Annotated in this window: 22 protein-coding genes, 1 tRNA gene and 1 riboswitch; of the genes, 9 read left to right on the top strand and 14 right to left on the bottom strand. The window is 70.9% G+C overall.

Annotated elements, in window-relative coordinates; translation table 11 throughout:
- Window positions 1-83 precede the first annotated feature (83 nt).
- Complete coding sequence (locus ACIP5M_RS00625) at window positions 84-1,088, bottom strand: hypothetical protein (protein ID WP_401190416.1); 1,005 nt, start codon at window positions 1,086-1,088, stop codon at window positions 84-86.
- Between the two features lie 445 nt (window positions 1,089-1,533).
- Window positions 1,534-2,070, bottom strand: a complete 537-nt coding sequence (locus ACIP5M_RS00620; protein ID WP_401190414.1) for a GNAT family N-acetyltransferase — start codon at window positions 2,068-2,070, stop codon at window positions 1,534-1,536.
- Window positions 2,071-2,255: 185 nt separating this feature from the next.
- Between ACIP5M_RS00620 and ACIP5M_RS00615 the strand changes: the two genes are divergently transcribed.
- Window positions 2,256-2,435: a hypothetical protein gene (locus ACIP5M_RS00615; RefSeq protein ID WP_401190412.1), complete on the top strand. Its 180-nt coding sequence runs from the start codon at window positions 2,256-2,258 to the stop codon at window positions 2,433-2,435.
- Between the two features lie 33 nt (window positions 2,436-2,468).
- Entirely contained in the window at window positions 2,469-2,768 is a 300-nt protein-coding gene (locus ACIP5M_RS00610) for a hypothetical protein (protein ID WP_215015611.1), read from the top strand.
- Between the two features lie 867 nt (window positions 2,769-3,635).
- On the opposite strand, the gene ACIP5M_RS00605 is transcribed toward ACIP5M_RS00610, so the two are convergent.
- The 5 genes from ACIP5M_RS00605 to ACIP5M_RS00585 all read right to left on the bottom strand — a co-directional run bounded on the left by ACIP5M_RS00605 (window position 3,636) and on the right by ACIP5M_RS00585 (window position 8,705).
- Window positions 3,636-4,970 (bottom strand): DUF445 domain-containing protein, encoded by a 1,335-nt coding sequence (locus ACIP5M_RS00605; protein WP_401190410.1) that lies wholly within the window; start codon window positions 4,968-4,970, stop codon window positions 3,636-3,638.
- 220 nt (window positions 4,971-5,190) lie between these two features.
- Window positions 5,191-5,880, bottom strand: a complete 690-nt coding sequence (locus ACIP5M_RS00600) for a DUF1707 domain-containing protein (protein WP_401190408.1) — start codon at window positions 5,878-5,880, stop codon at window positions 5,191-5,193.
- A gap of 166 nt (window positions 5,881-6,046) precedes the next feature.
- Complete coding sequence (locus ACIP5M_RS00595) at window positions 6,047-7,009, bottom strand: ATP-binding cassette domain-containing protein (RefSeq protein WP_401190406.1); 963 nt, start codon at window positions 7,007-7,009, stop codon at window positions 6,047-6,049.
- Window positions 7,010-7,015: 6 nt separating this feature from the next.
- The gene (locus ACIP5M_RS00590) at window positions 7,016-7,885 is read right to left on the bottom strand and encodes an ABC transporter permease (protein WP_401190404.1); all 870 of its coding nucleotides are present in this window, start codon (window positions 7,883-7,885) and stop codon (window positions 7,016-7,018) included.
- Window positions 7,878-8,705, bottom strand: a complete 828-nt coding sequence (locus tag ACIP5M_RS00585) for an ABC transporter permease (RefSeq protein WP_401190402.1) — start codon at window positions 8,703-8,705, stop codon at window positions 7,878-7,880. The genes ACIP5M_RS00590 and ACIP5M_RS00585 overlap by 8 nt, the downstream gene beginning before the upstream one ends.
- Window positions 8,706-8,879: 174 nt before the next feature.
- Here ACIP5M_RS00585 and ACIP5M_RS00580 point away from each other — a divergent pair, with 174 nt between their 5' ends.
- Entirely contained in the window at window positions 8,880-11,324 is a 2,445-nt protein-coding gene (locus ACIP5M_RS00580) for a transglycosylase domain-containing protein (protein ID WP_401190400.1), read from the top strand.
- 12 nt (window positions 11,325-11,336) lie between these two features.
- Here the strand turns inward: ACIP5M_RS00580 and ACIP5M_RS00575 are convergent, their stop codons facing one another.
- The 3 genes from ACIP5M_RS00575 to ACIP5M_RS00565 form a co-directional block, all read right to left on the bottom strand.
- Window positions 11,337-11,657 carry a DMT family transporter gene (locus ACIP5M_RS00575; protein ID WP_401190398.1) on the bottom strand — a complete coding sequence of 107 codons (321 nt, stop codon included), beginning with the start codon at window positions 11,655-11,657 and terminating at the stop codon, window positions 11,337-11,339.
- Between the two features lie 31 nt (window positions 11,658-11,688).
- Window positions 11,689-11,760: riboswitch (guanidine-III (ykkC-III) riboswitch) on the bottom strand.
- Between the two features lie 57 nt (window positions 11,761-11,817).
- Entirely contained in the window at window positions 11,818-12,159 is a 342-nt protein-coding gene (locus ACIP5M_RS00570; RefSeq protein ID WP_401190396.1) for a GroES family chaperonin, read from the bottom strand.
- A 22-nt stretch (window positions 12,160-12,181) separates the two neighbouring features.
- Complete coding sequence (locus tag ACIP5M_RS00565) at window positions 12,182-12,502, bottom strand: DUF3618 domain-containing protein (RefSeq protein ID WP_401190394.1); 321 nt, start codon at window positions 12,500-12,502, stop codon at window positions 12,182-12,184.
- A 101-nt stretch (window positions 12,503-12,603) separates the two neighbouring features.
- On the opposite strand from ACIP5M_RS00565, the gene bcp reads away from it, so the two are divergent.
- From bcp to ACIP5M_RS00545, 4 genes are all read left to right on the top strand, one after another.
- Window positions 12,604-13,071 (top strand): thioredoxin-dependent thiol peroxidase, encoded by a 468-nt coding sequence (bcp, locus tag ACIP5M_RS00560; RefSeq protein ID WP_401190392.1) that lies wholly within the window; start codon window positions 12,604-12,606, stop codon window positions 13,069-13,071.
- Window positions 13,072-13,213: 142 nt separating this feature from the next.
- Window positions 13,214-13,861 carry an HNH endonuclease signature motif containing protein gene (locus ACIP5M_RS00555; protein ID WP_401190390.1) on the top strand — a complete coding sequence of 216 codons (648 nt, stop codon included), beginning with the start codon at window positions 13,214-13,216 and terminating at the stop codon, window positions 13,859-13,861.
- Window positions 13,858-14,343: an HNH endonuclease gene (locus ACIP5M_RS00550; RefSeq protein ID WP_401190389.1), complete on the top strand. Its 486-nt coding sequence runs from the start codon at window positions 13,858-13,860 to the stop codon at window positions 14,341-14,343. Before ACIP5M_RS00555 ends, ACIP5M_RS00550 begins: the two co-directional genes overlap by 4 nt.
- A gap of 48 nt (window positions 14,344-14,391) precedes the next feature.
- Window positions 14,392-14,467 (top strand) — tRNA-Leu (locus tag ACIP5M_RS00545).
- Window positions 14,468-14,509: 42 nt separating this feature from the next.
- Here the strand turns inward: ACIP5M_RS00545 and rdgB are convergent.
- From rdgB to ACIP5M_RS00525, 4 genes are all read right to left on the bottom strand, one after another.
- Window positions 14,510-15,136 (bottom strand): RdgB/HAM1 family non-canonical purine NTP pyrophosphatase, encoded by a 627-nt coding sequence (gene rdgB, locus ACIP5M_RS00540; RefSeq protein ID WP_401190388.1) that lies wholly within the window; start codon window positions 15,134-15,136, stop codon window positions 14,510-14,512.
- 7 nt (window positions 15,137-15,143) lie between these two features.
- Window positions 15,144-15,524 (bottom strand): hypothetical protein, encoded by a 381-nt coding sequence (locus ACIP5M_RS00535; RefSeq protein ID WP_401190387.1) that lies wholly within the window; start codon window positions 15,522-15,524, stop codon window positions 15,144-15,146.
- A gap of 84 nt (window positions 15,525-15,608) precedes the next feature.
- A complete protein-coding gene (gene rph, locus ACIP5M_RS00530) occupies window positions 15,609-16,340 on the bottom strand; it encodes a ribonuclease PH (protein ID WP_382648184.1) in 732 nt (243 codons plus the stop codon).
- Between the two features lie 142 nt (window positions 16,341-16,482).
- Window positions 16,483-16,716 carry a glucose PTS transporter subunit EIIB gene (locus ACIP5M_RS00525; protein WP_112449866.1) on the bottom strand — a complete coding sequence of 78 codons (234 nt, stop codon included), beginning with the start codon at window positions 16,714-16,716 and terminating at the stop codon, window positions 16,483-16,485.
- Window positions 16,717-16,948: 232 nt separating this feature from the next.
- On the opposite strand from ACIP5M_RS00525, the gene ACIP5M_RS00520 reads away from it, so the two are divergent.
- Both ACIP5M_RS00520 and ACIP5M_RS00515 read left to right on the top strand, forming a co-directional pair.
- Window positions 16,949-18,250, top strand: coding sequence for a PTS transporter subunit EIIC (locus ACIP5M_RS00520; RefSeq protein ID WP_401190384.1), 1,302 nt, complete (start codon window positions 16,949-16,951; stop codon window positions 18,248-18,250).
- A gap of 250 nt (window positions 18,251-18,500) precedes the next feature.
- On the top strand, window positions 18,501-19,766 hold the full coding sequence (locus ACIP5M_RS00515; RefSeq protein ID WP_401190382.1) for a PTS transporter subunit EIIC: 1,266 nt from the start codon (window positions 18,501-18,503) through the stop codon (window positions 19,764-19,766).
- Window positions 19,767-19,811 lie beyond the last annotated feature (45 nt).

The following is a 19,811-nucleotide window of genomic DNA, read 5'->3' as shown; positions in this document are numbered from 1 at the left end:
ACAGCTCCCCTGCGCAGCACCCGCGCGCCCGGGCCTTGAGGCAGCCCGGGCCGGCCGATGCCCGCGAACGCGTTTCCCTTCGGCTAGAGCCTTCCTTCCAGCGGCAATGCGAGTTGGACGTGGCCACGGACCATGACGGTCGGTGGGGTGGGGCGGGAGGCGGAGAGGGTCAGGAGGGTGCGGAGGGCGGCCAGGACTTCGGTGGGGGTGTCGCGGATCATTGAGGGGGTTGCGCTGACCACCAGGATGCCGTGGGACTCCAGGCGGAGGCGGCGGCGGAGGGTGGCGTGCCAGGCGTCGCGCGTGTAGTGGTACTCCGCCGAGTCGATCTCCAGGGCGACGCCCTCGTCGGGCCAGTAGGCGTCGGGGCTGGCCAGGAAGGTGCCGTCCGGGGTGTGGAGGCGGGCGTTCCACAGGGGGGTCGGGAGGTCCGTCGCCGTGAGGGCGTCGCGGGCCCGGGCCTCGGCGATCGAGCGGATGCCGGCCAGCAGTTCCGCCGCGGCCGCGCGGATCGCGGGGCGGGCGAGGAGGCGGGAGGCGCGGAGTTCGGCGTGCAGGTCGTGCGGGTGGCACCAGCCGGCCTGGACGACGTGGGCCAGGGTCGAGCGGATGCGGTCGGGGTCCTCGGCGCGGGAGGCGAAGTCGGCCGCCGCCCGGACCGGGCGGGTGCTGGGGATGCCGGAGACGGTGATGGTGCGCGGCCAGCGGGAGGTCGGCAGGGGCCGGACCTCGGGGGTGCCGGCGAGGCGGCGCGGGGCGCGGATCAGGACGTCGGCGGGGGTGTCCGGGGCGTCGCGGATGCCGAGGAGGGCGAGGGCGGCGCCGCCGGTGAGGGCGGCGGTGTCGCCGGAGAGGGGGTCCACGGTGGGTTCGGCGGCGTACAGGACGGCGGACAGGGCGCGTTGGCGCCGGTCCGGGGGACCGGTCTGGAGGAGGTAGACCCGGGGCAGCAGGCGCTGCCAGGGGCCGCCGGGGCGGGTCCGGGAGGTGATCGTGCCGCCGGGGACGCCGGCGGTGGTGAGTTGGTGGCGCGTGGCCAGGTTGAGCTGACGGCGGGGGGCGCTGGACTGCTGCGCGGTGATCATCATGCGGCCGGTATGCCCGGCCTCACGGGGAAGACACCCCAGTCGGGGACCGTCTTCTGGTCCTCGCCGGCGGGACGCGTGGCCTTCGGAGGGAGGGCGCGGCGTCCGGTGCGGTGCGGTGCGGTGCGGTGCATCGGAAGGCGGAGAGCTGTGGGGCGTACGGGGCGTGCATGCGCGGTCCGGCCAAGCGGCGGGGTGCCGTGCCGGACGCCCAAGCTAGGCGAACCTTCCGCTGTTGTACCGGGGAGGGTCGTCACGATGGCGGCGGCCGCCCGGAGGGCGGGGCTGGTGGGGCTACCGCTGGGAGGTCGCTGACCGACGGCCACGCAGCGAGCGGGCGTACCAAGGCCCGTCCGGCCGCTACCGCTGGGAGGTCGTTGACCGACGGCGACGCGGGCGAGCGGGCGTACCAAGGCCCGTTCGGCAGGCGGGACTTCGTCGGCGCGGTCTAGCGGTTCGGGTGGTCGGGGGACAGGAAGACGATGACGCCCGTCTCCGTGCCGGGGCGGGCCGCGACCTCGTGCCAGCCCAGGCGGCGGTAGGTGGCGACGGTGTCGGTGGCGAGGCGGGAGGTCAGGAGCCAGGCGCGCCGGTCCGGGGCGTCGGCGGTGATCTCGGTGAGCAGGGTCCGGCCGGTTCCGCGGCCGCGCGCGTAGGGGCGTACGGCGAGTTCGTCGATCTCCAGTGCGCCGGTCAGGAGCTCCTTCACGCGCTTCGGCCCGAGTTGCGCGGCGACCTGCGCGTATGCCCGTTCCCTGGGGAAGGCGGCCGGTGTGATCCAGCCCGTGGCGAAGCCGTCGATCCCGGCCTCGGACTGGGCGAGGGCCGTACGGAATCCACGGCGCCGGGTGTCGGTCTGGAGGCGGGTCGCGAAGTGGCGAATGGTTTCTTCGTCCTCGTTCCACGGCGGGGCGGAGAAGACGTCGGCGTAGGCGTCGAGCAGTTCGTCCGCGAGGTCGAGGACGGCCTGTCCGTAGCAGATCACGATGTCCGGGCTCCTGATGTCGGGGTGGGGGTGGGGGGCGTGGGGGGATTTTCCTCTTTGGGTGGGGAGAGTGAATTTATGCGCTTCGGGTTCCCCACGGCGCACATCGCACGGATCCGGCGAGTGTGCGACAAATCCCCTCTCCGCCCTCCGTGTCGGGGTCGGCGCGCCCGCGTTGAGCAAGCGTGGAGAGACTGCTTCGGGCGGCCGGCCGGTGCGCCCTCGCCTTCGTTCTGGTCCTGGGTCTCGTGGCGCTGCTGCCGCGGGCGGTACGGGACGCGGTGCCGGATGGCGTGATCGGCGGAGCCGTGCTGGTGGTGGTGTGGGTGCTGGGCGCCCGCCGGGTCGCCGGGCGGCCGCGTTAGCCTCGTGGCACCAGAGGAGACAGGGAGTTGAACATGGCGCGGGTACCGAGTTCCGTGGTGGCGGCGGCCGGGCTGGTCGGCGGGTACGCCGTCGCCCGGTGGACGAAGAAGCGGCCCCTGGGCGGGGTCGTCCTGGGCGCCGCCGGGCTCGCGGCCGGGCGGGAGTGGCACCGGCAGGGCGGGGCGCCGGCGGCGGCCGGGCTCGGCGCGCTGTACCTCGCGGGCTTCGCGGGGGCGCATCCGCTGGCCAAGAAGGTCGGCGCGTGGCCGGCCGTCTTCGGGGCCGCGGGGGTCGTGGCTGCCGCGTCCTGGGCTGTCGCCGACCGCGGCTGACCGCGTCTGCGGGGGCTGCCGCCGGCGGTTTCGGTGGGGCCGGGGGTGTGCCGGGGTGTCCCCACCGGGCGGACCTCCGGTCGCGTTCGGCGCCCGAAGAGGTGCCCCGGCGCGCGACCGGCCCCGCCGGAACCGCCCTTCAACCGGGTGCGGCGCCGCCGCGTGCGCGGCCCCTGGCTGCGCCCGGGCTTCATGGGGCTCCGCCCCAGAGCCCGCGCCTCAAACGCCGGCGAGGCTGGATGTGCCCTCGCCGGGTGTACGGGTGCAGGCACAAGATCGGGGCTCCGCCCCGCACCCCGCGCCTCAAACGCCGGCGAGGCTGGTTTTACCCCCGCTCCGGATGCGCTGGCACGGGCACAAGAACGGGGCTCCGCCCCGGGCCCCGCGCCTCAAACGCCGGCGAGGCTGGATGTGTCCCCGTCGCCTGTACGGGTGCAGGCACACGATCGGGGCTCCGCCCCGGACCCGCGCCTCAAACGCCGGCGAGGCTGGATGTGGCCTGCGTCAGTCTTTAAGCCTTTGGGTGGCCTTTGGGTGCGACCGCAGCGCACAAGCGGGGAACACCCGGGGTGGAGTCTCCTCACCGGGCCAATGCGCCGCCAGTGTTCGGGCGTACCAACCGCCTGTCGGGCTGGCCGCCCGCCCGCCGGATGTGACCCCGACCCCGACCTTGGCCGCCGACCTCGCGGCCGCCGATTCGCGACCGCCGACCCCCCGACCCCGGCCGCCGACTTCACGGCCCCGACCCCCGACCCCGATAGCCGACACCGCCCCGCCCCCCGACCGCCGACACCCGACTGCCGCCGCCGGCCGCCGGCCGCCGGCGCTGGCCGCCGATCGCGTCCGGCCGCCCCGGCCCCCGGCCGGCTACGCCCCGAACGCGCGCGACACCGTGTAGATCAGCAGGCCCGCCAGGGCGCCGACCACCGTGCCGTTGATGCGGATGAACTGCAGGTCGCGGCCGATGTGGGCCTCGATCTTGCGGGAGGTGTGCTCGGCGTCCCAGCCCGCCACCGTGTCCGTGATCAGCGAGGTGATCTCGGCCCGGTAGGTGGTCACGACGTACACGACCGCGCCCTCGATCCAGCCCTCCACCTTCCGCTGGAGGCGCCCGTCCGTGGCGAGCCGCGCGCCCAGGGACAGCAGCGAGGAACGCACCCGCAGGCGCAGTTCGCTCTGCTCGTCCTCCGCCGCCGAGATGATCATCGCGCGGACCGCCGACCAGGCGGAGGCGATGACGTCCTGGACCTCGTCGCGCGCGAGTATGTCGGACTTGAGGCGTTCGACGCGGGCCCGGGTCTCCGTGTCCGACTGGAGGTCGGCCGCGAAGTCCGTCAGGAAGCGGTCGATCGCGCTGCGCGCCGGGTGCTCCGGCATGTCGCGCATCTCGGTGACGAAGCGCAGCAGTTCCTTGTACACGCGCTCGCCGACCCTGCGGTCCACGAACCTCGGGGTCCAGCCGGGGGCGCCGCCCTGGACGGCGTCCGAAATCGAGTCCCCGTGCGTGACCAGCCAGTCCGCCGCGCGGGCGCACACGAGGTCGACGGCCCGGTGGTGCCCGCCGTCCGCGACGACCCGCTCCAGCGTCTTGCCGATGCCCGGTGCGATCTCGGCCGTCTCGGCGCGCCGAGTGATGGCCTCGCCCACGACGGCCTGCACGTCGGAGTCGCGCAGTACGGTCAGCGCCCCGCGCAGCGCGGTGGCGAGCTCCGCGGTCACGCGGTCCGCGTGGGCCGGCTCGGCCAGCCAGGCGCCGAGGCGGCCGCCGATGCCGAGGGCGTGCAGGCGGGCCTTGACGACGTCGGAGGAGAGGAAGTTCTCCCCGACGAACTCCCCGAGGGAGATGCCGAGCTGGTCCTTCTTCGTCGGGATGATCGCGGTGTGCGGGATGGGCAGGCCGAGGGGGCGCTTGAAGAGCGCGGTGACGGCGAACCAGTCCGCGAGCGCGCCGACCATGCCGGCTTCGGCGGCGGCAGCGACGTAACCGGCCCAGTCGCCGGCGCCCCAGGCGTGCCGGGCGTACGTGGCCAGTACGTAGACCAGCGCGACCAGGACCAGCAGGCCGGTCGCGGTGGTCTTCATACGGCGAACGCCGCGGCGGCGCTCCTCGTCGGCGGCGCTGAACACGAACACTCCGCGGGCGGGCGCGGCCGGCGGCTCCGCCGGCGGGGCGGCTCCTCTGGTGCTGCTGCGGTTGCTCATGTGGTCCTGCCTTCCCCCGGGGGCGCCGGTTTTGTCTGCATAGCATCCGACTACTGGGAGGCGGGAGGAGTTCCCGGCACGCCGTTTCGCTCCCGCGGAAGGCAGCCCGCCGCTCCCGGAAAGGGCAGCCCACCGCTCCCGCGAAAGGCAGCCCCCGCTCCCCCAAGGGCAGCGGCGCCCGGCCTCCCGGGGCCGGCCCGCCCCGCCCTCCCCTGTGGCGCTACAGCTCCTTGCGCGGCGGCCCGCCGTCCACGGGGCGCACCGGCTGCTTGGGGTGCTTGACCTTGATCTCCACGCCGCCCCAGAAGGCGAAGCCCGTGACGACCACTCGCGGAGCGCCCGGCTCGGGCGGCCCCGGACTGTCGGACTGGTCGAAGGCCCCCATCAGGCCGAAGCCCCGTACGTCGACCTCCACGCCCGGCGGCACCGTGATCTGGATGCCGCCCATGATCGCGACGCAGTTGATCACCACCTCGCGCTGCGCGAAGTCCGCCTCGCGCAGGTCCAGCTCCCCGCCGCCCCAGAACGCCACCGCGTCGAAGCGGGCGGGCACCGTCCAGCGGCCCTTGCGCTGGAAGCCGGACATGACCGCGACCGCCGTCGCCGACGTGCCGGTACCACCGATCCGGGCCGGCCACCCCGAGCCGGCAGCCGGGGCGGAGGCGTACCCCGGCCCGGACACCGGCATCGGCATCGGCATCGGCATCGGCGCCGCCGGCAGGTCCTTGGTCAGCGGTTCCAGTTCCGCGTACGTGCGGGACGTGTACGCCGCCTCCAGCCGCTCCTCGAATTCCTCCATGTCGAGCCGGCCCTCGGCGACGGCGTCCCGCAGACGCTCCACCACCCGGTCCCGGTCGGCATCCGACGCCCTCAGCTCCGGCAACGGCTTCTCCGGCCGCTCGTCACTCATGCGCACCAGACTATGCAGGGCGGGCGGGGAGTTGTACGGGTCGACCCCTACTCCGTCCCCGGCTTCCCCCTGATTCATCCCCGGGATCCGCCTCGGCCCGGCCCCCGGGGTCCTGGGCCCGGCCCCGCCCCGCATCCCGGTCCCCGACCCCGGCCCCGCCCCCGCCTCAGCCCCGCCCCGCGTACATCCGCGCGATCACGTCCTCGATGTCCGGCTCCCGCACCGACAGGTCCACCAGCGGATACCGCGCCGCCACCTCCGCCACCAGCGGCGCCGCCGAGGCCCCCGCCGGGAACGCCAGCCACTGCCGCGGCCCGTCCACCTTCACCACCCGCGCGCCCGCCAGCTCGATCGGCGCCAGCTCCCGCTCCAGGTCCACCACCAGGGTCCGTTCCCCGTCCGCGACCGAGTGCAGCCCGTCCAGCGGCCCGTCGTACATCATCCGCCCGTGGTCGATCACCATCACCCGCTCACACAGCTGCTCGATGTCCTGCAGGTCGTGCGTGGTCAGCAGCACCGTCGTCCCGAGCTCCTCGTTCAGCTGCCGCAGGAACCCCCGTACCTTCGCCTTGCTCACCACGTCCAGCCCGATCGTCGGCTCGTCCAGGTAGAGCACGTCCGGATCGTGCAGCAGCGCCGCCGCGATGTCCCCCCGCATCCGCTGCCCCAGCGACAGCTGCCGCACCGGGACGTCGAGCAGCTCGCCCAGGTCCAGCCGGTCCACGCAGCGCTCCAGGTTTTCCCGGTACCGCGCCGCCGGGATCCGGTACATCCGCCGCATCAGCCCGTACGAGTCCTTCAGCGGAAGGTCCCACCACAGCGTCGTGCGCTGCCCGAAGACCACCCCGATCCGGTGCGCGAGCCGCATCCGCTCCCGCGCCGGGTCGATGCCCGCCACCCGCAGCCGGCCGCCGCTCGGCGTCAGGATGCCGGTCAGCATCTTGATCGTGGTCGACTTCCCGGCGCCGTTGGGCCCGATGTAGCCCACCATCTCCCCCCGCGCCACCTCGAAGCCGATCCCGTCCACCGCCCTGACCTGGCGTTTCTCCCTACGCCACAGCCCCACCCGGCGCCGTACGTGAAAGACCTTCTCGACCCCGTCCAACGAGATCAGTGCCTCGGCCGCCATCTGCACTCAGCTCCCCGTGCTTCGGTACGAACGGACTCCCGCGCGCCACGCCAGCGACGCGGGCAGGAACACCACGAAGGCGACCAGGGGGCTCGCGTACGCGACCCACTCCGGCAGCCCCAGCGGATCGGGCCGCCCCAGCACGTGCAGCGCCGGCAGCCAGTTGACGAAGGCCAGCGGAACCACGAAGGTCACCCCGCGCAGCAGGTCCTTCGCGAACACCGACGGCGGGTACTGGAGCATCGTGCAGCCGCCGTACGTGAAGGAGTTCTGCACCTCCGCCGCGTCCCCGGCCAGGAACTGGAACGCCGCCCCCGCCACCATCACCGCCCCGAAGATCCCCGCCCCCGCCGTGATCATCACGGGCACCAGCAGCACCTTGCCGGCGGTCCACTCCACGTCCAGCACCGACACCGCCCAGCCCAGCACCCCCAGCCCCTGCACGCACCGCCCCAGGCGGCGCAGCGCGAATCGGTCCGCCGCCACCTGCGCGAGCACCGGGACCGGCCGCACCAGCATCGTGTCGAGCGAGCCGTCGCGGATCCGCACGCCCACCCGGTGGGTGTTGCCGAGGAACAGGTCGGCCAGGCCCAGGGAGGCCGTGCAGGTCCCGTACAGCAGGGCGATCTCGGGCAGCGTGAACCCGCCCAGGACGTCCACGTGGGAGAACATGATGGCGATCGCGACGAAGTCGAGGAGGGTGATCGCCGCGTTCCCGAAGGCCGACAGCAGGAACGACGTCCGGTACGTCATCGTCGAGCGGATCCACATCGCCACGATCAGCCCGTAGCCGCGCAGCCCCTCCCGCGCACGGCTGCGCCGCGGCAGTTCCGGGACCGCCGTGGACGGCTCCCGCTCCAGTACCGCCTCAGCCACCCTGGACCACCACCTTCCGCGTCGCGGCCGACTGCAACAGCCGTCCCGCGCCCAGCAGTACGAGCGCCCACCCGGCCTGGAACACCAGCGCCTGCGCCGCGCCCCCGGCCCCCGCGTGCCTGCCCATCAGCACGTCCATCGGCACCTGCAGCATCGCCGCCCACGGCAGCGCCCGGACGAACTCGCCGAAGCCGCCCGGGAACACGGTCAGCGGCAGCAGCATCCCCGAGAAGAAGATCGAGACGACCGTGGCCACCATGTTGATCCCGGCCCCGTCCAACAGCCAGAAGGCCAGCAGCCCCAGCAGGTAGCGCACCGCGAAACTCACCACCAGCCCGAGCGTGACCGAGACCAGGAACAGCAGCCAGCGCACCGGATCGGCGGGCAGCGCCAGCCGGAACGCCAGCGCCCCGACCGCCAGCGGGACCACCCCGCGCCCCGCCAACTGGAAGGCCGCCCGCCCCAAGTCGGCCGCAAGCCACCACATCTGGAGGTCCGCCGGCCGGTACAGGTCGACGGCGATGTCCCCCGTACGGACACGCTCCTGGAGCTCCTCCTGGAACCCGCCCCCGATCAACGCCCCCGCGGCGAGCAGCGCCTGGCTCACCCATACGAAGGTCAGCGCCTGCGCCTGGTCGTAGCCGCCGAGCCCGGGCCGCTCGTCCCACAGCGCGATGTACGTGTACGCGAGGATGAACCCGAACACGGTGTTGGTGAACACCCCGGCCGCCGTCGCGATCCCGTAGGTGGCGTAGCGGCGGAACCCGCCCGCGGCGACGGCCAGGTAGAGCCCCGCCCTCTCACGCGCGCCCTGACGCACCGTATCCCTCCGTTTCCCACGTCGTTCCTACGTCGGCCAAAGCGCGCGAGCTTAGTGCGGAGGGGCGAGCCACGCGACCGATTTACCCCCGTCCGGCGCGTCATGACCGGTCATCGGGTAGACACCATGAGGTACAGAAGTGGATATTTCGCACGGCGTCGAGGAGTCCCGGAGATGAGCGACCAGTCACCACCCCCTGGCTGGACCCCTCGCGACCCCGACACCCCCGAAGAACACCAACCCCACCCGGTACAGCAGACCCACCACACACAGAGGCCGGGACACCCCGGCGCCAAGGCCCGCCGCAGGCGCACCGGCTGGCGCCGCGCCCTGCCCACCTGGCGCATGCTCCTGGGCGGCATCCTGCTCCTCGCCCTGCTGATCGGCGGCGCCCTCGTCGCCGGCTACCTGCTGGTCGACATCCCCCCGGCCAACGCCGCCGCCACCGCCCAGTCCAACGTCTACCTCTACTCCGACGGCTCCCAGATCGCCCGCGACGGCGAGGTCGACCGCGTCAACGTCCCGCTGTCCCAGATCCCCCGGACCGTCCAGGAAGCCGTACTGGCCGCCGAAGACCGGGACTTCTACTCCGAACGGGCCGTCGACCCCAAGGCGATGCTCCGCGCCGCCTGGAACACCGCGACCGGCAAGGGCACCCAGTCCGGATCCACCATCACCCAGCAGTACGTCAAGAACTACTACCTGGGCCAGGAACAGACGATCAAACGCAAGGTCAAGGAGTTCTTCATCGCGATCAAACTCGGTCGCGAGAAGTCCAAGCAATACATCCTCGAGGGCTACCTGAACACCAGCTACTTCGGCCGCAACGCCTACGGCATCCAGGCCGCCGCCCAGGCCTACTACGGCAAGGACGTCGGCCGGCTCACCACCGCCGAGGGCGCCTACCTCGCCACCCTCCTCAACTCCCCCAGCGCCTTCGACGTCGTCTCCCACCCCCAGAGCCGCGCCCGCGCCCTCGCCCGCTGGAACTACGTACTCGACGGCATGGTCAAGAAGGACTGGCTGCCCGCCACCGAACGCGCGACGACGCAATTCCCCGAACCGGGCAAGGTCCGCGCCGCAGCCGGACTGTCCGGGCAGCGCGGATACCTCGTCGAGGCCGTCAAGGACTACCTCGTCGAACGCGAGATCCTCGACGACAAAACCCTCGCCGAAGGCGGCTACCGCATCACCACCACCATCGACAGGCGCCGCCAGAACGCCTTCGTCGAAGCCGTCGACGACCAGATGGTCGGCAAACTCGACCCCGGAACGCGCAAGGCCGACCGCCTGGTGCGCGCCGGCGGAGTCTCCATCGACCCCGCCACCGGCAAGGTCGTCGCCCTGTACGGCGGCATCGACTACACCAAGCAGTACGTCAACAACGCGACCCGGCACGACTACCAGGTCGCCTCCACCTTCAAGCCGTTCGTCTTCGCGGCCGCCGTCCAGAACGACTCCCGCACCCAGGACGGCCGCCGCATCACCCCGAACACGATCTACAACGGCGACAACAGGCGCCGCGTCGTCGGCACCCGGATCCCCTACGCCCCCGAGAACGAGGGGCAGGTCTCCTACGGCAACATCACCGTCAACACCGCCACCGACCTCTCCGTGAACGCCGTCTTCGCCCAGATGGTCGTCGACGTCGGCACCACGAAGGTCAAACAGACCGCCGTCGACCTCGGCATCCCCGAGAACACCCCGAACTTCGACCCCGGCCCCGCCATGGCACTGGGCACCCTCCAGGCCAGCGTCCTCGACATGACCCAGGCCTACGCGACCCTCGCCGACCACGGCCGCCGCACCCCCTACACCTTCGTGGAGAAGATCACCAAGGGCGGCGATCCCATTGGCCTGCCCGACCGCACCCCCACCCAGGCCGTCAGCCGCGAGGCCGCCGACACCACCACCTCCATGCTGATCAGCGTCGTCGACAACGGCACCGGTACGGCCGCCCTCGCCGCCGGGCACCCGGCCGCCGGCAAGACCGGCACCGGCGAACTGGACCGCTCGGCGTGGTTCGCGGCCTACACCCCCGACCTGGTCACCGTGGTCGCGATGATGGGCCAGGACCCGGACACCGGAACCCTCCAGTCGCTCTACGGAGCCCTCGGCGACGCCCGGATCGGCGGGGGCGGCTACCCCGCCCGGATCTGGGCCCAGTACACGAAGACGGCCCTCGAGGGCACCGACCCCGTCGACTTCGACCTCGAACTCCAGCCGGGCGGGGCGCCGCTCCCCACCCTCCCGCCCGCCCCGTCCGAGCAGCCGACGGAGGAGGCGACACCGGAGGAGGAACCCCCGACCCGCCCGGGCCGTCCCAACCGGCCGAACCGGCCGGGGCGCCCGACACCCCCGGACGGCGGACAGGACAACGGCGGCCAGGACAACGGCGGCCAGAACCAAGGAGGCCAGACCAACGGCGGACAGACCCAGGGCGGACAGACCCAGGGCGGCCAGACCCAGGGCGGCCAGGACAACGGCGGCGCCACCGAGGGCACCCAGGGAGGCGCCGGCACGGGCACGGGCACCGAAGGCGGCACCACGGCGGGCAGGGGCTCCACCGGCGGCAGAGAGGGCCTGCGCCCGGCACCGCCCTCGGCATTCCTCGAGTAGTGAGTGTGAAGGTCAGTGACCAGAGGTCGCCTTCAGCCCCACCACGGCGACCAGCAGCAGACAGATGAAGAAGATCCGGGCGGCGGTGACGGGCTCACCCAGCACCGCCATGCCCAGCACGGCCGCACCGGCGGCACCGATGCCCACCCACACCCCGTACGCCGTACCGATGGGCAGCGACTTGGCGGCGTACGAGAGCAGCACCATGCTGGCGACGATCCCGGCACCCGTGAACACACTGGGCCACAGCCGGGTGAAGCCCTCCGTGAACTTCATGCCGATCGACCAGCCGACCTCGAGCAGACCGGCCACGATCAGAAGAACCCATGCCATGACGGCACCTCCGAGACGTCGAGCGATACGGGGTGCGTCGTCTTGTCGTACCCGGTACGGCGCGTCTCGTCGGGGTTCCCCACCACCGTAGCAAAGGGCATGCGAAAGGGCCGGTGACGTCCGCCACCGGCCCTTTCCCGCTCTCTCCACCGCCTCAGAGTCAGAGGTACAGCCCGGTGGAATCCTTCGCGCCCTCCAGCCGCTCCGCGGCCACGGCGTGCAGGTCCCGCTCGCGCATCAGCACGTACGTCGCCCCCCGCACCTCGACCTCGGCCCGGTCCTCCGGGTCGTACAGCACCCGGTCACCGGGTTCGACGGTGCGGACGTTCTGCCCGACCGCGACCACCTCGGCCCAGGCCAGCCGCTTGCCCACCGCGGCCGTCGCCGGAATGAGGATGCCGCCGCCGGAGCGGCGCTCGCCCTCCGGCAGGTCGGACTTCACGAGCACGCGGTCGTGCAGCATGCGGATGGGCAGCTTGTCGTGGGTGGTGTTCTCGCTCACGCCTTGAACCTACCTGAGGACGTCATCGGCGCTTGCGCCGCACCGACAGCACGACCAGCCCGATCACACCGGCGGCCAGCAGCGCCACCGGCACGATCCGCTCCACGCGCGGGGCCCCGTCCTCGTGGCGCAGTCCGTCGGACACGTCCGTCACGAGACGGTTCACCGCGACGAACGCGCGCCCGGCGGTGTGGTCGACCGTCGAGGCGACCCGTGCCTTCGCGTCCCCGATGATCGTCTTCGGGTGCATGCGCACACCGATCTCGTCGAGCGTCTCGGCGAGCTGCTCGCGGCGGCGGACGATGTCCGCCTCGATCTGTGCGGGGGTCCTGGCTTCCGGCACCGCGCTGCCTCCGTCGTCGTGGTCGTGGTCGTGCTCGTAAGTGAACAGGCTGTCAGCTTAGTCTCGTGGCATACCGATGCCCTCCCGAGGAGACTGTGGACATGAGTGAACGACTTCAGCCGGGCGACACCGCCCCCGCCTTCACCCTGCCGGACGCGGACGGCAACGAGGTCTCCCTCGCCGACCACAAGGGCCGCAAGGTCATCGTCTACTTCTACCCGGCGGCGCTGACGCCGGGCTGCACGAAGCAGGCCTGCGACTTCACGGACAACCTGGACGTCCTGGCCACGGCCGGCTACGACGTCATCGGCGTCTCCCCCGACAAGCCGGAGAAGCTCGCGAAGTTCCGCGAGCAGGAGCACCTGAAGGTCACTCTGGTCGGCGACCCGGAGAAGGAGACGCTGGCGGCGTACGGCGCCTTCGGCGAGAAGAAGCTGTACGGCAAGACGGTGACCGGGGTGATCCGCTCCACGGTGGTCGTCGACGAGGACGGCAAGGTCGAGCACGCCTTCTACAACGTCAAGGCCACCGGTCACGTAGCCAAGATCATCAAGGACCTGGGCATCTGACCCAGCCCCCCTCGGAGCGGCCCACACCCAACCGGTGCGGGCCGCTCCGTTTATCGGCCAAAACAGCCCGTAACCGTCCGACTATCGGTCCGTTACTCCGTACGAGAGCCGCACACGCGGCCGGGGACGGAGAGGGGTCGGTATGCCGATCAGCCCATACACCCAGGAACGCCTGGCGAAGGTGGCGAGTACGTCGCGCACTCTGACGGAGGCACTGGAGCAACTGGGAGTCGACCCGAAAAGCGGCTCGCGTGAGTACATACGCAGGCGGATGAACCAGCTCGGAGTGGACACCTCGCACTTCGAGCGCGACGGGAACCGCTGGACCCGCGCGATCCTGGAGGAGGCGGTCAGCGCCTCCAGCAACATGTACGAGGTCCTGCGGCGCCTGGGGCTCGACGCTGTAGGCGGGCACCACGCCCACATCAGCCGCCGGGTCCGCGTGCTGGGCATCGACACGTCGCACTTCACCGGTCCGTCCCGGACGAACCGCTCGCCTGACAGCAATCGACGGCGTACAGCGGACGAGATCCTCCGCAGGGACGACACGCGTCAGGCTAGACGCACCCCGAACACCATGCTCCGCCGCGCGCTGCTTGATCTCGGCGTTGAGGAGCGCTGTGCCGATTGCGGCACCACCACTGTGTGGATGGGTCAGCCCCTACCCTTGGAGGTCGATCACATCAACGGCGACTGGCGCGACAACCGCCGGGAAAACCTGCGGCTACTGTGCCCCAACTGCCACTCCACGACGGATTCGTACCGAGGCCGTGGCAAGGGGCGGCGATGAAAAACCAACGCCACGATCGACCCTCGCGAGAGGAACTGGCCCAGGCAATCGCCGAGTCGGCCAGCTTCGCAGGAACCCTCCGGATTCTGGGGTTCCCCGATCATGGCGGGCAGCGCGCCCACTTGCGCAGGTGGATCACGGAGGAGGGACACGACACGTCGCACTTCCTCGGCCAAGGGCATCAACGCGGCAAGGCCGGGACCAGGCCGCCCAAGGCGGCAGACGACGTCCTAGTCGACCGGAGCGGAACCCAGCGAACGGGCACTGAGCTCTTACGCCGTGCCCTTCGGGATATCGGAACCCCTGACCGCTGCGACCGGTGCGGCACCCCTCCTGAGTGGCGGGGGCGCCCCATGACGCTGGAGGTTGACCACATCAATGGCGACCGGAGCGACGACCGGCGAGAGAACCTGCGCCTGTTGTGCCCCAACTGCCATGCGGTCACCAGTACGTGGTGTCGTGGTGGACGACACAATCGGTAATGCCGTTTCCCTTGTACGGCGCGGTGCGCAGTAGAGTGTCCAGTGCTCGCGCCCGTACGCGACCTGGTTAGCGGTGGTCTTTAGGTGGCCACGTATGTCGGTTCGAATCCGACCGGGCGTACCAAACGAGGCCGGGTCCCTGATCGGGGGACCCGGTCTCGCCGTTTCAGCCCAGGAGGGCGCGGACGAAGGGGACCAGGGCGCGGAAGGCCTGGCCTCGGTGGGAGATGGCGTTCTTCTCCGCCGGGGTGAGTTCCGCGCAGGTGCGGGTGTCGTTCAGGGGCTGGAGGATCGGGTCGTAGCCGAAGCCGCCCGTGCCCGACGGGGTGTGGCGGAGGGTGCCCAGGAGGCGGCCCTCGACGACGCGTTCGGTGCCGTCCGGGAGGGCCAGGGCCGCCGCGCACGCGAAGTGGGCTCCGCGGTGTTCGTCCGCGATGTCCGACAGCTGGGCCAGGAGCAGGTCCAGGTTGGCCTTGTCGTCGCCGTGGCGGCCGGCCCAGCGGGCGGAGAAGATGCCGGGGGCGCCGTTCAGGACGTCGACGCAGAGGCCGGAGTCGTCGGCGACCGCCGGGAGGCCGGTGGCCCGGGCGAGGGCGTGGGCCTTGAGGAGGGCGTTCTCGGCGAAGGAGATGCCGGTTTCCTTGACGTCCGGGATCTCCGGGTACGCGTCCGCGCCGACCAGCTCGTGCGGCAGGCCGGCGTCGGAAAGGATGGCGCGCAGTTCGGAGACCTTGCCCGCGTTGCGGGTGGCCAGGATCAGGCGGGCGGGCGGGTTCTCGGGCGTCGAGGTCATGCCCTCATTATCCCGGGGTGCAGACCTTGGAGATCTCGCTCGCGGCGTCCGCGACCGGCTTGATGTCCGGGGTCGGGTTGCCCTGTTCGATGGCGGTACGGACGTTCTTGACGGCCGTGTTCATCGAGTTGATGGCCTTGCCCAGGTCGGCGTTGTCCGTCTGGTCGCCGATCTTCTTGAGGTTCGTCTCGATCTGGTTGAGCGCGTTCTGGGCGTCCTGCGGGCTGTTGCCGGCCTGGGAGACGGCCTGCTGGAGGTCGTTGGCGCCGTCGGTTATGGCGACCGCCGTGTTGGCGCAGTCCATCGCCGTGGAGATCGCGTCACAGGCCGTCAGGGCCGGCAGGGTCAGTACGGCGGCAGCGGCCACCGCCGCGATGCGGAGCTTCATTCGGTTCTCCCCCGGGGGTGCTCGGATACGTGGACGGGCGCACGGCTGTGACACCGTGCGCCCGTATCTTCGTAGACGCGGGGGCTAGAGCTCCAGTTCCAGCGCGCTCAGCTGAAGGGCTTCCAGGTCCGCGCAGCCGCCGGCGGCGAGGTCGAGGAGGGCGTTGAGCTCCTTGCGGTCGAAGGGCTCGCCCTCGGCGGTGCCCTGGACCTCGACGAAGCGGCCGTCGCCGGTGCAGACCACGTTCATGTCGGTCTCGGCGCGCACGTCCTCCTCGTAGCAGAGGTCGAGGAGCGGGACGCCGTCGACGATGCCGACGCTGACGGCGGCGACGGTGCCGGTGAGCGGCTTGCGGCCGGCCTTGATGAGCTTCTTCTTCTGGCCCCAGGCGACGGCGTCGGCGAGGGCGACGTAGGCGCCGGTGATGGCGGCGGTGCGGGTGCCGCCGTCGGCCTGGAGGACGTCGCAGTCCAGGACGATGGTGTTCTCGCCGAGGGCCTTGTAGTCGATGACGGCGCGCAGCGAGCGGCCGATGAGGCGGGAGATCTCGTGGGTGCGGCCGCCGATCTTGCCGCGGACGGATTCGCGGTCGCCGCGGGTGTTGGTGGAGCGGGGCAGCATCGAGTACTCGGAGGTGACCCAGCCTTCGCCGCTGCCCTTGCGCCAGCGCGGGACGCCTTCGGTGAAGGAGGCGGTGCAGAAGACCTTGGTGTCTCCGAAGGAGATGAGGACGGAGCCCTCGGCGTGCTTGCTCCATCCGCGTTCGATGGTGACCGGGCGGAGCTGTTCGGGCGTACGGCCGTCGATGCGAGACATGCTCCCGAGCCTAGCCGTTGTGGTGGTACGCGAGGACCCCGTCCGGGTGGGTCCGGTACGGGGTCCGCGGCGGGCTGGTGGGCCCGGGTGGGCTCATGGGCCCGGGTGGGCTGGTAAGCCCAGGTGGGCTTGGGGGCCCTGGTTACATCATGTCTTCGATGTCGGCGGCGATCGGGTCGGCGTCGGTGCCGATGACGACCTGGATCGCGGTGCCCATCTTGACGACGCCGTGGGCGCCGGCGGCCTTCAGTGCGGCTTCGTCGACCTTGCTCGGGTCGATGACCTCGGTGCGCAGGCGGGTGATGCAGCCCTCGACCTCTTCGATGTTCTCGATGCCGCCGAGCCCGGCGACGATCTTCTCAGCCTTGGTGGCCATGTGTTTCTCCCTGCGTTTTACGAAGAACGGGTCTCGGCGGCCAGGTTCGCGGTGTCCCACCTGTGCGCTCCGCTTCGTCACGTTAACGCACGGTTGGCCCATCTACACGAGCACATGACCGGTATCTGCCGAAGGATGACGATCAGCAGAAGCAGCCTGCCCACGACTGGTCTACACCAGTGTGCCGCACGTGCCGCGGCTGCCAAAAACGGGCCGGTCAGGGAGGACGCCGATGAGCGCGAACAGCGCCGCAGCAGCGCCGGAGCAGAAGCGGTGGAACGGTGCGTTCCAGGGGCTGCAGAAGATGGGGCGGAGTCTTCAGCTTCCGATCGCCGTCCTGCCCGCGGCAGGGATCCTCAACCGGCTCGGGCAGGACGACGTCTTCGGTAAGGACGGCCTGAACTGGACGGACGTCGCCAGGGTCATGAAGGGCGCGGGCGAAGCGCTGCTGAACGCCGACCTGGGCCTGCCGCTCCTCTTCTGCATCGGCGTCGCGATCGGGATGGCCAAGAAGGCCGACGGTTCGACGGCGCTGGCGGCGGTCGCGGGCTTTCTGGTCTACCGGGGGGTGCTGCACGCGTTCCCGGACGAGTGTCCGGCCGGGACGAAGACCCTCGCGGGGGGCTGCCTGGGACAGGGTGACACCTTCAACGGGTTCACGTACCAGAACCCCGGGGTCTTCGGCGGCATCATCATGGGGCTGCTGGCGGCCTGGTTCTGGCAGCGGTACCACCGGGTGAAGCTGGTCGACTGGCTCGGCTTCTTCAACGGCCGGCGGCTGGTGCCGATCATCATGTCCTTCGTCGCGATCGCGTTCGCCGTCCTGTGTCTGTGGATCTGGCCGCCGGTCGGTGATGCGCTGGAGAGCCTGTCCGACTGGCTGACCGACCTGGGCTCGTGGGGTGCGGGCATCTTCGGGGTGGCGAACCGGGCGCTGCTGGTGATCGGCCTGCACCAGTTCCTGAACGTGCCGCTCTTCTATCAGCTCGGCTCGTACACCACGCCGCAGGGGGAGACGTACCACGGCGACGTCAACATGTTCCTGCACGGTGACCCGGACGCCGGCCTGTTCCTGTCCGGCTTCTTCCCGATCATGATGTTCGCGCTTCCGGCGGCGGCGCTGGCGATCACGCACTGCGCGAAGCCGCAGCGGCGGAAGGAGATCGGGGGCCTGATGCTGTCGGTCGGCCTGACGTCCTTCGTCACCGGGATCACCGAGCCGCTGGAGTACTCGTTCCTCTTTCTGGCGCCGGCCCTGTACGCGGTCCACGCGGTGTTGACGGGGGTGTCGATGGCGGTGACGTGGGCCCTGGGTGTGCACGACGGATTCACCTTCTCGGCGGGTCTGATCGATTACGTCATCAACTGGAAGCTGGCGACGAAGCCGTGGCTGATCATCCCGATCGGGCTGTGCTTCGCGCTCGTCTACTACGTGATCTTCCGGTTCGCGATCACGAAGTTCGACATCCCGACGCCGGGGCGGGAGTCGGATGAGGAGATCGCGGCGATGCAGGCGGAGAACGTGAAGGCGTAGGAGTGGTCGGGCCTTGCGGCCCGGGCCTCAGGGGCCCCCGGATCCTTCGATCCGAGGGCCCTTCGCCATGTGGTTTAGACCATAGGAAATCGAAGGTTCCTTATCTAACCCCGACCGTGCTACAACTGGTCTACACCACCGAATGGTGTAGACCATGCGCATGCGGAGCAGCCGTGGTCTCCCTTTCTGAGACGCCGCCGCCGTCCCCTTCTTCTTTCCCTGGCGGTGCCTTGCCCAATGGAGGAAGTTGATGAGTACGGCTACCGCCGCGCCCGCCAAGAAGTGGGGCGCCGGCCTGATGCAGGGCCTGCAGAAGATCGGCCGCAGCCTTCAGCTGCCGATCGCGGTCCTTCCCGCCGCCGGCATCCTGCTGCGCCTCGGCCAGCCGGACGTGTTCGGCAAGGACGGTCTGGGCTGGACCAAGGTCGCCTCGGTGTTCGCCACCGCCGGTGACGCGGTCTTCGCCAACCTTCCGCTGCTCTTCTGCATCGGTGTCGCCATCGGCTTCGCCAAGAAGGCCGACGGCTCGACCGCCCTGGCGGCGATGGTCGGCTTCCTCGTCTACAAGAACGTACTGACCGCGTTCCCCGTGACCGAGGCCGTCGTCAACACCACCGAGAACAAGGGTGTCGACGTCGCCGCGACGTACAACAACCCGGGCGTCCTCGGCGGCATCATCATGGGTCTGCTGGCCGCCGTGCTGTGGCAGCGCTTCCACCGCACCAAGCTGGTCGACTGGCTTGGCTTCTTCAACGGCCGCCGCCTGGTCCCGATGATCATGGCCTTCGTCGGCGTCATCGTCGGTGTCTTCTTCGGCCTGGTCTGGGAGCCGATCGGCGGGGTCATCTCCGACTTCGGCGAGTGGATGACCGGCCTGGGCGCCGGCGGCGCGGGTCTGTTCGGCCTCATCAACCGCGGCCTGATCCCGATCGGCATGCACCAGTTCGTCAACACCGTCGCCTGGTTCCAGATCGGTGACTTCAACAACGCCGCGGGCGAGGTCGTCCACGGTGACCTGAACCGCTTCTTCGCGGGCGACCCGAACGCCGGTCTGTTCATGACCGGCTTCTACCCGATCATGATGTTCGGTCTGCCGGCCGCCGCCCTGGCCATCGCACACTGCGCCCGTCCCGAGCGCCGCAAGGTGGTCACGGGCATGATGGTCTCGCTCGCGCTGACCTCGTTCGTCACCGGTGTGACCGAGCCGATCGAGTTCTCCTTCATGTTCATCGCCCCGCTGCTGTACGCGATCCACGCCGTCCTGACCGCGCTGTCCATGGCGATCACCTGGGCGCTGGGCATCCACGGCGGCTTCACCTTCTCGGCCGGTCTGATCGACATGGGCCTGAGCTGGAGCAAGTCGACCCAGCCGTGGATGCTGATCCCGGTCGGCCTGGCCTTCGGCCTGGTCTACTACGTGGTCTTCCGCTTCGCGATCGTCAAGTTCAACCTTCCGACGCCGGGCCGCGAGTCCGACGAGGAGCTCGCCGAGATGGCGAAGGCCGAGGCCAAGTAGGCAGCCCCGCTCCACCACGATGCCCCGCTCTCCCGGAAGGGAGGG

It is taken from the genome of Streptomyces sp. NPDC088762, assembly GCF_044750905.1.
Taxonomy (GTDB): domain Bacteria; phylum Actinomycetota; class Actinomycetes; order Streptomycetales; family Streptomycetaceae; genus Streptomyces.
The sequence above is the reverse complement of the archived record's forward strand: the minus strand, read 5'-3'. Positions and strand labels throughout refer to the sequence as shown.